The organism is Aeromonas sp. 600527 (assembly GCF_049175415.1).
Taxonomy (GTDB): Bacteria; Pseudomonadota; Gammaproteobacteria; order Enterobacterales; family Aeromonadaceae; genus Aeromonas; species Aeromonas veronii_A.
Genome location: NZ_JAAKVA010000020.1, coordinates 55,621 through 67,458 on the forward strand (window position 1 = coordinate 55,621; position 11,838 = coordinate 67,458).

Annotated in this window: 7 protein-coding genes; 6 read left to right on the plus strand and 1 reads right to left on the minus strand. The window is 58.3% G+C overall.

Translation table 11 applies throughout. The features are described from left to right. Positions 1-216 precede the first annotated feature (216 nt). Both metE and G5154_RS19060 read left to right on the plus strand, forming a co-directional pair. Positions 217-2,481 (plus strand): 5-methyltetrahydropteroyltriglutamate--homocysteine S-methyltransferase, encoded by a 2,265-nt coding sequence (metE, locus tag G5154_RS19055; RefSeq protein WP_421251263.1) that lies wholly within the window; start codon positions 217-219, stop codon positions 2,479-2,481. 177 nt (positions 2,482-2,658) lie between these two features. Then, complete coding sequence (locus tag G5154_RS19060; protein ID WP_421251264.1) at positions 2,659-3,408, plus strand: substrate-binding periplasmic protein; 750 nt, start codon at positions 2,659-2,661, stop codon at positions 3,406-3,408. A 36-nt stretch (positions 3,409-3,444) separates the two neighbouring features. Here the strand turns inward: G5154_RS19060 and G5154_RS19065 are convergent, their stop codons facing one another. Continuing rightward, the gene (locus G5154_RS19065) at positions 3,445-4,308 is read right to left on the minus strand and encodes a LysR family transcriptional regulator (RefSeq protein ID WP_021231364.1); all 864 of its coding nucleotides are present in this window, start codon (positions 4,306-4,308) and stop codon (positions 3,445-3,447) included. A 166-nt stretch (positions 4,309-4,474) separates the two neighbouring features. Here G5154_RS19065 and G5154_RS19070 point away from each other — a divergent pair, with 166 nt between their 5' ends. The 4 genes from G5154_RS19070 (at position 4,475) to pflB (ending at position 11,421) form a co-directional block, all read left to right on the plus strand. Next, the gene (locus G5154_RS19070; RefSeq protein WP_421251265.1) at positions 4,475-5,908 is read left to right on the plus strand and encodes a glycoside hydrolase family 1 protein; all 1,434 of its coding nucleotides are present in this window, start codon (positions 4,475-4,477) and stop codon (positions 5,906-5,908) included. Positions 5,909-6,101: 193 nt separating this feature from the next. Beyond that, on the plus strand, positions 6,102-7,862 hold the full coding sequence (gene ycaO / locus G5154_RS19075; protein ID WP_064335887.1) for a 30S ribosomal protein S12 methylthiotransferase accessory factor YcaO: 1,761 nt from the start codon (positions 6,102-6,104) through the stop codon (positions 7,860-7,862). A gap of 381 nt (positions 7,863-8,243) precedes the next feature. Further along, on the plus strand, positions 8,244-9,092 hold the full coding sequence (gene focA, locus G5154_RS19080) for a formate transporter FocA (protein ID WP_164536964.1): 849 nt from the start codon (positions 8,244-8,246) through the stop codon (positions 9,090-9,092). 46 nt (positions 9,093-9,138) lie between these two features. Beyond that, complete coding sequence (gene pflB, locus G5154_RS19085) at positions 9,139-11,421, plus strand: formate C-acetyltransferase (RefSeq protein ID WP_005346160.1); 2,283 nt, start codon at positions 9,139-9,141, stop codon at positions 11,419-11,421. Positions 11,422-11,838 lie beyond the last annotated feature (417 nt).

Sequence of the window (11,838 nt, forward strand, 5' to 3'; positions counted from 1 at the left end):
TTCTTGCTTGCTCCTGCACTTCTTAACACATGCAAAATCGGCCTCTGTATCCGCGCGGTGAACCTGTTCGGCGGTCAGTTGAGGATTATTTGAGAGCCACTTGAAGAGGATTCAATAGCCAGCGTCACCTTATCTTGTCATTTTGGATGTGTAAACATCTGGATGGCTAAATCATCCAGTTTCCCATCAGATGAATGAGCATAAGGAAATGAACCTATGACACGAGCACACACCCTGGGCTTCCCCCGTATCGGCGCCAAGCGCGAGCTGAAATTTGCCCTCGAATCCTACTGGCGTGGCGAGACCACTCAGGCCGAACTTGTTGCCGTGGGCAAAACGCTGCGTGAGCGCCATTGGCAGGCCCAGCACGGCGCCGGGGTCAATCTGCTGCCGGTGGGCGACTTCGCCTGGTACGATCAGGTGCTCGGCACCAGCCTGCTGGTGGATGCAGTGCCTGCCCGTCACCGTCATGGCGAGACCGATCTCGACACCCTGTTCCGGGTGGCCCGCGGCCGTGCGCCGACCGGCCCGGCGGCGGCCGCCGCCGAGATGACCAAATGGTTCAACACCAACTATCACTATCTGGTGCCGGAATTCAGCCGTGATCAGCGCTTCAAGCTGGGCTGGAGCCAGCTGTTTGACGAGGTCGAAGAGGCCAAGGCGCTGGGGCTGCCGGTCAAGGCGGTGCTGCTGGGGCCGGTCTCTTATCTGTGGCTCGGCAAGGAGAAAGAGAGCGGCTTCTCCCGCCTTGAACTGCTCGATCGTCTGCTGATTGTCTATCAGGAGATCCTGGCCAAGTTGGCCGCCCAGGGAGTGGAGTGGGTACAGATCGATGAACCTGCGCTGACGCTGGACCTGCCGGACGAGTGGCGGCTGGCCTATCTCAACGCCTACGAGCGCCTTGCGGGCCCCTGCAAGCTGTTGCTCACCACCTATTTCGGTTCGGTTGCCCATCAGCGCGACATCATCACCAGCCTGAAAGTGGATGGCCTGCATCTGGATCTGGTGGCCGCCCCCGAGCAGCTGGAGACCCTGGTGCCGCATCTGCCCGCCCAGTGGGTCATCTCCGCCGGGGTGATCAACGGCCGCAACGTCTGGCGCGCCAATCTGGCCAAGCTGGTGCCGACTCTGAAGGCACTGAAAGCCAAACTCGGCGAGCGGCTCTGGGTGGCCTCATCCTGCTCGTTGCTGCACAGCCCGGTGGATTTGACCCTGGAGCCGGAGCTGGATCCCCAGACCCGCAGCTGGTTCGCCTTCGCCCTGCAAAAATGTTTCGAGCTGGGGCTGCTCAAAGAGTATCTGGATGGGGGCGAGCTAGACAAAATCGCCGCCTACAGCCAGCCCATCGTGGATCGGGAGTCCGACAGCCGGGTGCACAAAAAAGCGGTGCAGTCACGGCTCGCCAGCCTCACCAACAGCGATTTTGATCGCCACAGCCCCTATCCGGTCAGGGCCGAGCTGCAGCGCTCGGATCTCAAGCTGCCGCTGCTGCCCACTACCACCATCGGCTCCTTCCCGCAGACCTCGCAGATCCGGGTTTTGCGGCAGGATTGGCGCGCCGGTCGCATCGATGACAGCGCCTACGAGGCGGGCATTAAGGCCGAGATCCGCGATGCCATCGCGCGTCAGGAGGCCATCGGGCTGGACGTGCTGGTACATGGCGAGGCCGAGCGCAATGACATGGTGGAGTATTTCGGTGAGCTGCTGGATGGCTTTGCCATCACCCGTTTCGGCTGGGTACAGAGCTATGGCTCCCGCTGCGTCAAGCCGCCGGTGATCACCCGCGACATCGACCGCCCGACCCCCATGACGCTCGAATGGACCCGATTTGCCCAGAGCCTGACCGACAAGCCGGTCAAGGGGATGCTGACTGGCCCTGTGACCATCCTCTGCTGGTCCTTCCCGCGGGAAGATGTGAGCCGCGAGCAATCCGCCCTGCAGATTGGCCTCGCCATTCGCGACGAGGTGGCAGATCTGGAAGCCGCCGGCATCAAGATCATCCAGATCGACGAACCGGCGATCCGTGAAGGCTTGCCCCTGCGCAAGCAGGATCATCAGGCTTATCTCGACTGGGCGGTGCGCGCCTTCCGTCTGAGCGCGAGCCCGGTGGCGGACAGCACCCAGATCCACACCCACATGTGCTACAGCGATTTCAACCTCATCATCGAGGCGGTGGCGGCGTTGGATGCGGATGTGATCACCATCGAGACCAGCCGCAGCCAGATGCAGCTGCTCGAAGCGTTCGAACGCTTCAACTACCCCAACGAGATTGGCCCGGGCGTCTACGACATCCACTCGCCGAACGTGCCGAGCCAGAGCTGGATTGAGGGGTTGCTGCGCAAGGCGGCCAAGCAGATCCCGGCCGAGCGGCTCTGGGTCAACCCGGATTGCGGCCTCAAGACCCGCGGCTGGGAAGAGACAGAGGCCGCCCTCAAGGTGATGGTCGATGCCACCAAGGCGCTGCGGGTCGAGCTGGCGTAACCGGCAAGCCGTGACCGCCATCGATAAGGTGGTGTGCTGACAAACGAACGAGAGAGGGGAAGCCACTGCTTCCTCTCTTTTTTTTTCGTTGGCCACTTTTTCCACTGGATCCTGAACCTTGCCGCAGCCCGCTTTGCACTAGGCTCAGAGTTGGCAGAAGTGGATGGAGTCGCGGCCATGAGAGTCAGTCTGGGGAGCGCAATCCTGTGGGGATTGCTGATGTGGCAGAGTGTATGGGCGGCGCCAGCGGCCGAGTTGAAGATGGTCTACTTTGACGACTTTGCCCCATATTCGTGGCGTGACGAACAGGGCAGGATGCGCGGGCTGATGATCGACGTGATGGATCGGGTGGTTGTGCAGATGGGGCTGCGGGTGCGCCATGAAGGTTATCCGTGGCAACGGGCGCAAAAACTGGTGCGGATGGCGCAGGCCGATGGCTTCGTGACCATCGCAACTCGGGAGCGGCGCAGCTATACCCTGATTGTGGAAGAGCCGGTCACTACCACTGTGCTAACCATTTTTACCCAGCGCGCCCATCCCCGCATGGCGGAGTTTCAGCGAGCCAGCCGCTTGAGCGACTTCAAATCGCTTACCTTTCTCGACTATTTCGGTAACGGCTGGGGCAAGGAGAACCTGGCGGGCTTCACCGTTCATCACACCATCAATGTCGATAATGTCTTCAAAATGCTGGCGGCGGGGCGGGGGGACCTGATGGTGGCCGACCCACTTGTGGCACGCTTCAAACTCAACCAGCTGGGTCTCTCCGGGTTGGTGGTCGAGGTGCCGCTGCAGCTTGACTCTACCCCGTTCAATCTCTGCATCGGCAAGCACTCCCGCTTCAATACCCGGATAACCGAGTTCAACAGTGCCCTGCAACAGCTGCGACAAAGCGGCGAGTTGGCGCGTATCGTCGAACGATATCGTTGATGCGCGGCTGCCATCTGCTGTTTGCCAACGGCGTGTCTATCTTGGCGTCATATCGGCGATGGTTGCCCAGAAGGCATCGATCAAGGGCCCCTTGCTGTGGGGCGGACGGATAAGGCCAATGGTCCAGCAGGCTTCCCCATCTCTGAGGGGGAGGGTGAGCACATCAGGGTGCTCTATGGTGGTGGAGGAGGGAACCAGAGTCCAGGCGATCTCTGCCGCCGCGGTGGCAACACCGGCGGCGAAGTCGTTGACGTACTGGATATCGCGAAAACGCAGCCCGCTCTGGGCCAGATAGTTCATCAGGTGATCGTAAAAGGACGGCGCCTTGTCCCGACGCAGGATCGCCAGCGGCTTGTCCACCAGATCCGCCAACTCCCTCACATCGCGGTAGCTGGCGGGCAGCACGGCGACAAAGTGGGCTTCGACCACCGGCAGGGCGTGCCACCCCTTGGGGGCGGGCAGGCGGCAAAAACCGAGATCCAGCTTGCCTTCACTGAGCGCCAGTAGCTGGTGGTGGGTGGAGAGATCGTTGAGCTCGATGGTCACTTGCGGCCGCTCGGCGCGAAAACGGGCAATGGCGGCGGGCACCAGGATTTTGGTGGCCACGCCAAAGCCGATGCGCAGGGTGCCGACATTGCCCGCCAGCACGTCGCGGGCTGTGCGTGACAGCTGCTCACTCTGGATGACCACAGCGCGGGCATCTTCATACAGCGCCCTGCCCAGTCCGGTGAGGCGAGTGGTACTGGCGTTGCGCTCGAACAGCTCACCGCCCAGCTCCTCCTCCAGTCGCCTTATCTGTTTGCTCAGGGCCGACTGGGTAACATGCTGGCGCACCGCCGCCTGGCCGAAGTGCAGCACCTCCCCCAGAGTGACGAAGGCTTTCAGATCCCGTAGCTCCATCAGGGCTCCTTTCATTCCTGTTGGGAATGTTGAGTGGTCAAATTTGTCATTGGACGGAATTTTAGAAGTGTTGGATGCTTATGCCAATTCATTTCGGGTGCCCAGACAGGGGGCGCCGGGTTATCAGAGATGGCTGACACCATCAGCGCAGAAGGAGCAATACCAGATGCATCACCACAAGTTCAACGACTTCCCGAGCGATTTTCTGTGGGGCGCCGCCTCCGCCGCCTATCAGGTGGAGGGGGGCTGGAATGCCGATGGCAAGGGGCCCTCGGTGTGGGATCTCTTCACCAAGCTGCCGGGCAAGACTTTTGAGGGGAGCAACGGCGATGTGGCGGTGGATCACTACCACCGCATGGAAGAGGACGTGGCGCTGATGGCCGAGATGGGGCTCAAGGCCTACCGCTTCTCGGTGAGCTGGCCGCGCATTTATCCCACCGGTCGGGGGGAGGTGAACGAGGCGGGACTGGCTTTCTACGAGAAGCTGATCGACACCCTCTTGGCCCACCAGATCGAGCCGGTACTGACCCTTTATCACTGGGATCTGCCGCAGGCGCTGCAGGATGAGTACGGCGGCTGGGAAGACCGACGCATTATCGAGGATTTTGAGCGCTACTGCGTGACCCTCTATCAGCGTTTTGCCGGCAAGGTGAAGTACTGGGTCTCTCTCAACGAGCAGAACTACAACCTGACCAACGCCTATCAGCTCGGCACCCATCCGCCGGCCGTGCAGGATCGCAAGCGCTTCTTTGCCGCCAACCATATCGCGTTTCTGGCCAACGCCCGGGTGATCAAGGCGTTTCGCCAGCATGTGCCAAATGGCCTCATCGGCCCGAGCTTTGCCTACTCCCCAGCCTATCCGGCGTCGTGCGACCCGAAAGATATGCTGGCCTACGAGAACGCCGAGGAGTTCAACAACCTCTGGTGGCTGGATGCCTACTGCTTTGGCCGCTATCCGCAGGCGGCGCTCGCTTACTTGCGAGAAAACGGCGAGGCGCCGGAGATCCTGCCGGGCGATATGGAGTTGCTGCGCGAGGGGACGCCCGACTACATCGGCGTCAACTACTACTACACCCTGACCTACACAGATAACCCCTTGGGTGGTCAGACCCTGCAGCGGATCAACACCACCGGCAAGAAGGGTACTACGCCATCGAGCGGCATCCCCGGCCTCTACAAGACAGCGCCCAATCCGCACCTTGAGACCAGCAACTGGGACTGGGCCATCGATCCGATCGGGATGCGCATCGCCCTGCGTCGCCTCTCTTCCCGCTATGGCCTGCCGCTGATGATCACCGAGAACGGTCTTGGCGAGTTCGACAAGCTGGAGGCGGGCGACAAGGTGAACGATGCGTACCGCATCGATTACCTGCGCAGCCACGTCAAGGCGTGCCAGGAGGCGATGCAGGATGGGGTGGAATTGCTCGGCTACTGCGCCTGGTCGTTCACCGACATCCTGAGCTGGCTCAACGGCTACCAGAAGCGCTACGGCTTCGTCTATGTGGATCGTGACGAGCAGGGGGGCTCCCTTCGCCGGATCAAGAAAGCGAGCTTCCACTGGTACAGACAGGTGATTGCGAGCCAGGGCAAGCAGCTCTGACGATGTATCGCGTCGCGTAATCAGCGGGCCCGGGCAATCCCCGGGCCCGCGCTGTTTGTGGCGAAGGAGAGGGGACAAGCCGGTTTCTCACCGTGCGACTCATCCCTGTTTGCTGATTTTTGTCCTGCCAAAGCTGCCGACCCCTGCTATTATCTGCGGCCGAACATGAGCCAATAAAAATCAGGATATCGTGATGACTGACCACACTTTTATTCCCGGCAAGGACGCGGCGCTGGAAGACTCCATCGAACGCTTCCAGACCAAGCTGCAAGCCTTGGGCTTTGATATTGAAGAGGCCTCCTGGCTCAACCCCGTGCCGAACGTCTGGTCGGTGCATATTCGGGACAAAGAGTGCGCCCTCTGCTTCACCAACGGCAAGGGTGCCAGCAAGAAGGCGGCCCTCGCTTCTGCCCTTGGCGAATATTTCGAGCGTCTCTCCACCAACTACTTCTTCGCCGACTTCTATCTGGGCGAGCAGGTCGCCAACGGCGATTTCGTTCACTACCCGAACGAGAAGTGGTTCCCCATCGAGGGTGACCAGTTCCCGGCCGGTCTGCTCGACAGCTTCACCCGCAAGTTCTACAACCCGGACGGTGAAGTGACCGCCGACATGCTGGTGGATCTGCAGTCAAACAACGAGGAGCGCGGTATCGTCGCCCTGCCGTTCGAGCGTCAGTCCGATCACGAGACCGTCTACATCCCGATGAACATCATCGGCAACCTCTATGTCTCCAACGGCATGAGCGCCGGCAACACCAAGACCGAAGCGCGCACCCAGGCGCTCTCCGAGGTGTTCGAGCGCCACGTGAAGAACAAGATCATTGCCGAGGCCATCAGCTTGCCGCTGATCCCGGACGAGGTGATTGCCCGTTATCCGGGAATTGCAGCCTCCATCGCGGCGCTCGAAGCGGAAGGCTTCCCCATTTACAGCTTCGATGCCTCTCTGGGTGGCCGTTATCCGGTCATCTGCGTGGTGCTGCTCAACCCGAGCAATGGCACCTGCTTTGCCTCCTTCGGCGCCCACCCGCGCTTCGAAGTGGCCTTCGAGCGGACCGTCACTGAGCTGCTGCAGGGCCGCGGTCTCAAGGATCTCGACGTGTTTGTACCGCCGTCATTCGACAACGAGCAGGTAGCGGATCACCACAACCTCGAGACCCACTTCATCGACTCCTCGGGCCTTATCAGCTGGGATCTGTTCAAGCAGGATGCGGACTTCGAGTTTGCCGACTGGGATTTTCGCGGCACCTCGCAGGAGGAGTTCGATCACCTGATCGGCATCTTCCACGAGCTGGAGCAGCCGGTCTATATCGCCGACTACGAGCATCTGGGTGTCTACGCCTGCCGCATTCTGGTGCCGGGCATGTCCGACATCTATCCGGCCGAAGATCTGCTGCTGGCCAACAACAATATGGGCGCCAACCTGCGCGAAGTGATCCTGGCGCTGCCATCACTTGATTGGGATGCCGAGCAGTATATGGCGTTGTTTGATCAACTCGATGAAGAGGGGCACGACGAGCGTACCCGTGTACGCGAGCTGCTGGGCATCGCCGCTGCCAAGGGTACCGCGCTGCACACCCTGCGCGTTGGCGAGCTGAAAGCCATGCTGGCGCTGGCCGCAGGTGAGCTGGAGACCGCACTGGATCTCATCGACTGGACCATGGAGTTCAACCAGTCGGTGTTCACTGCCGAGCGTGCCAGTTACTACCGAGCCCTGCGCGCCTGTGTCGAGCTGTTCCTCGATGAGGAGCGGGATCCGGAGCAGTATCGCGCCGTCTTCACTCGCATGTATGGCGAAGAGACGCTGGCACAGGCATGGGCCAACGCCAGTGGTGAAGCACGCTTCCACGGGCTGGAAGCGGCCGACCTGTCGCTCTCCCAGTTCCCGCTGCACCAGAAGCTGCTGGCGGCTTACGAGAAGCTGCAAAAGGCCAAGCGAGCCCATCACTGGGCCTAATCGTTGCTGTAAAGGAAGGGGCCGAGTGGCCCCTTCTGTTTATCGTGCGGCAAGGCACGGGATAGTTATTCAAAGATGAAATAAAAAACAAAAAATACCCCTAAGGGGGTTGATGGCAGGGCAGGGGATGTGCTGTCGATCTGCAAAGATATCTTGCCAATACCATATTTCCGTGATTGGAAATAAATTCTTTAAAATCATTGCATTAAAAATGTGACATTTCTGTTTCAGCTGATACCTGGTGTAAAGTGGCGTAGCCATCGCACTAAAATATTTGTAGTAAAATTACATTCGCACACTGATAAACTTGATCAATGTCAATTTTGGCTATTTGGCCCTTTGTTATGATTTCAACAGGCAAAACATTCAGGTAGAAAATAATTGAAAGCTGAATCTCCATTCGATTGTCTCAAGCCCGAAGCCATCGCTGCACTGGCTGAAGACATCACCTATGCCAAGGCTACCAAGCCGGCATACAAGGTCATTCCACTGGCCATTACCGCAGGCGCTTTCATCGCCATCGCGTTTATCTTCTACATTACTGTCACGACCGGTTCCGGCTCTATGTCTTGGGGTATGGCCAAGTTAGTTGGCGGTCTCTGCTTCTCTCTCGGACTTATTCTCTGTGTGCTGCTCGGTGCCGAGCTGTTCACCTCCACCACCCTGACGCTGGTGGCCAAAGCTGCCAATCGCATCAGCTGGGCTCAGCTGCTCAAGAACTGGGGTCTGGTCTACTTCGGCAACCTGATTGGCGGTCTGCTGATGGTGGCGCTGATCATCGTTTCTGCCGAGTACACGGCAGCAGACGGTCAGTGGGGCCTTAACGCCCTCAAAGTGGCCCAACACAAAATTCACCACACCTTCTTCGAAGCGGTGGCGCTGGGTATCCTCTGTAACCTGATGGTATGTCTTGCTGCCTGGATGGCCTTTGGTGCCCGCAGCGCGACTGACAAGGTAGTCGTCATGCTGCTGCCGGTTGCCATGTTCGTTGCATCAGGTTTCGAGCACAGCATCGCAAACATGTTTATGATTCCGGTTGGTATCGCTATCCACAGCGTGGCTAGTCCGGAATTTTGGCAGGCCATCGGCCAGGATCCGGCAACCTTTGCTGACCTGACCGTATCCAACTTCGTCCTACACAACCTCATCCCCGTGACCATCGGCAATATCATCGGTGGTGGCGTGATGGTTGGTCTGACTTACTGGTTTATCTTCCGTCGTCATCATTAAGGATGATCGCGGGATACTACATCAATACCGTGTGAGGTAATGAAAAATGGCAGAACTTAACGAACAGTTCCAAAAAGCATGGGAAGGCTTCGCGGCCGGTGAATGGCAGACCTCTGTCAACACCCGTGACTTCATCCAGAAGAACTACACCCCGTATGAAGGTGACGAGTCCTTCCTGGCTGGCGCGACCGAAGCGACAACCAAGCTGTGGGACAAGGTCATGGAAGGGATCAAGATCGAGAACCGCACTCACGCGCCGGTCGATTTTGATACTGACCTGCCCTCCACCATTACCGCACACGATGCCGGTTACATCGATCAGAGCCTCGAGAAGATCGTAGGTCTGCAGACCGACAAGCCGCTGAAGCGCGCCATCATCGCCAACGGCGGTATCAAGATGGTTAAAACTTCTTGCGAAGTGTACGGTCGTCAACTGGATCCGATGGTCGAGAAGATCTTCACCGAGTACCGCAAGACTCACAACCAGGGTGTGTTTGATGTTTACACCAAAGACATCCTGAACTGCCGCAAGTCTGGTGTTATCACCGGTCTGCCGGATGCCTACGGCCGTGGCCGTATCATCGGTGACTACCGTCGTGTTGCCCTGTACGGTGTTGACTTCCTGATGGCCGACAAACTGGCACAGTTCAAGTCCCTGCAAGCTGACCTGGAAAACGGCGTCAACCTGGAAGCCACTATCCGTCTGCGCGAAGAGATCTCCGAGCAGCACCGTGCCCTGGCTCAGATGAAGGTGATGGCTGCCAAGTATGGTTGCGATATCTCCGTACCGGCTACCAATGCCCGTGAAGCAGTTCAGTGGACCTACTTCGCTTACCTGGCGGCAGTCAAGTCCCAGAACGGCGCGGCCATGTCCTTCGGTCGTACTTCCAGCTTCCTGGATATCTACATCGAGCGTGACCTGCAGAAAGGTTTGATCACCGAGCAAGAAGCCCAGGAGCTGATGGACCACATGGTCATGAAGCTGCGTATGGTTCGCTTCCTGCGTACCCCGGAATACGATTCACTGTTCTCCGGCGACCCGATGTGGGCTACCGAGACCCTGGCTGGTATGGGCGTTGATGGCCGTACCCTGGTCACCAAGAACAGCTTCCGTATGCTGAACACTCTGTACACCATGGGCCCGTCCCCTGAGCCGAACCTGACTATCCTGTGGTCCGAGAAGCTGCCGGTCGGTTTCAAGAAGTACTGTGCCAAGGTATCTATCGAGACCTCTTCTGTTCAGTACGAGAACGACGATCTGATGCGTCCGGATTTCAACAACGATGACTACGCCATCGCTTGCTGTGTATCCCCGATGATCGTTGGTAAGCAGATGCAGTTCTTCGGTGCTCGTGCCAACCTGGCCAAGACCATGCTGTATGCAATCAACGGTGGTATGGACGAGAAGCTCAAGATCCAGGTCGGTCCGAAAACCGAAATGGTCAAGTCCGAGTACCTCGACTACAACGACGTAATGGATCGTCTGGACCACTTCATGGATTGGCTGGCCAAGCAATACGTTGCTGCGCTGAACATCATCCACTACATGCACGACAAGTACAGCTACGAAGCCTCTCTGATGGCGCTGCACGACCGTGACGTATATCGCACCATGGCGTGTGGTATCGCTGGTCTGTCTGTAGCCGCTGACTCCCTGTCTGCCATCAAGTACGCCAAGGTCAAGCCGATTCGTGACGAAGATGGCGTTGCCATCGACTTCGAAATCGAAGGCGAATACCCGCAGTTCGGTAACAACGACGCTCGCGTCGATGATATCGCCTGTGACCTGGTTGAGCGCTTCATGAAGAAGATTCAGAAGCTGAACACCTACCGTGGTGCTGTTGCTACCCAGTCTGTTCTGACCATCACTTCCAACGTGGTATATGGCAAGAAGACCGGTAACACCCCGGATGGCCGTCGTGCTGGTGCTCCGTTCGGCCCGGGTGCCAACCCGATGCACGGTCGTGACCAGAAAGGTGCTGTTGCTTCCCTGACTTCCGTTGCCAAGCTGCCGTTCGCTTACGCCAAAGATGGTATCTCCTATACCTTCTCCATCGTTCCGAATGCACTGGGTAAAGATATGGAAGCCCAGAAAGCTAACCTGGCTGGCCTGATGGACGGTTACTTCCACCACGAATCCAACGTAGAGGGTGGTCAGCACCTGAACGTTAACGTGATGAACCGTGAAATGCTGCTGGACGCCATGGAAAACCCGGAGAAATATCCGCAGTTGACCATCCGCGTATCCGGTTATGCCGTTCGCTTCAACTCTTTGACCAAAGAGCAACAGCAAGACGTCATCACTCGTACCTTCACCGCTTCTCTGTAATCGAGACGTAGTGAGCAAAAACCGGCGCCAAGGCGCCGGTTTTTTTATACGTGCGATTCAGGGGCGGATTACATCCATTTCATCGTAATCACAACAGTTGTCATGGGGTATTTGAACAGGGCTATGGCGCAGGTGTTCACCCGGATTGACCCTGGCACAGCCTGTAATGCGATAACGCGTTATGCACGAGCTAAGGGAATAGGGCGGTTGCTTTGTCTGCCATTGCATCAGTGTTGCTATGGCTCGTGGAACAGGCTTATCAGGATTCGGGGTGAAGAGAGACGCCATCGTGGGTATAAAGCAATACCCGTAAGCCTGTGACTATGAAATTATTCTCTGCCTCTGCCTCTGCCTCTGCCTCTGCCTCTGCCTCTGCCTCTGCCTCTGCCTCTGCCTCTGCCTCTGCCTCTGCCTCTG

What these genes read in the sequence shown, in the direction of transcription:
- ycaO (WP_064335887.1), top strand. Translation starts at nt 6,102, where the DNA reads ATGACTGACCACACTTTTATTCCCGGCAAGGACGCGGCGCTGGAAGAC.
- G5154_RS19060 (WP_421251264.1), top strand. Translation starts at nt 2,659, where the DNA reads ATGAGAGTCAGTCTGGGGAGCGCAATCCTGTGGGGATTGCTGATGTGG.
- pflB (WP_005346160.1), top strand. Translation starts at nt 9,139, where the DNA reads ATGGCAGAACTTAACGAACAGTTCCAAAAAGCATGGGAAGGCTTCGCG.
- metE (WP_421251263.1), top strand. Translation starts at nt 217, where the DNA reads ATGACACGAGCACACACCCTGGGCTTCCCCCGTATCGGCGCCAAGCGC.
- G5154_RS19070 (WP_421251265.1), top strand. Translation starts at nt 4,475, where the DNA reads ATGCATCACCACAAGTTCAACGACTTCCCGAGCGATTTTCTGTGGGGC.
- G5154_RS19065 (WP_021231364.1), bottom strand. Translation starts at nt 4,308, where the DNA reads ATGGAGCTACGGGATCTGAAAGCCTTCGTCACTCTGGGGGAGGTGCTG.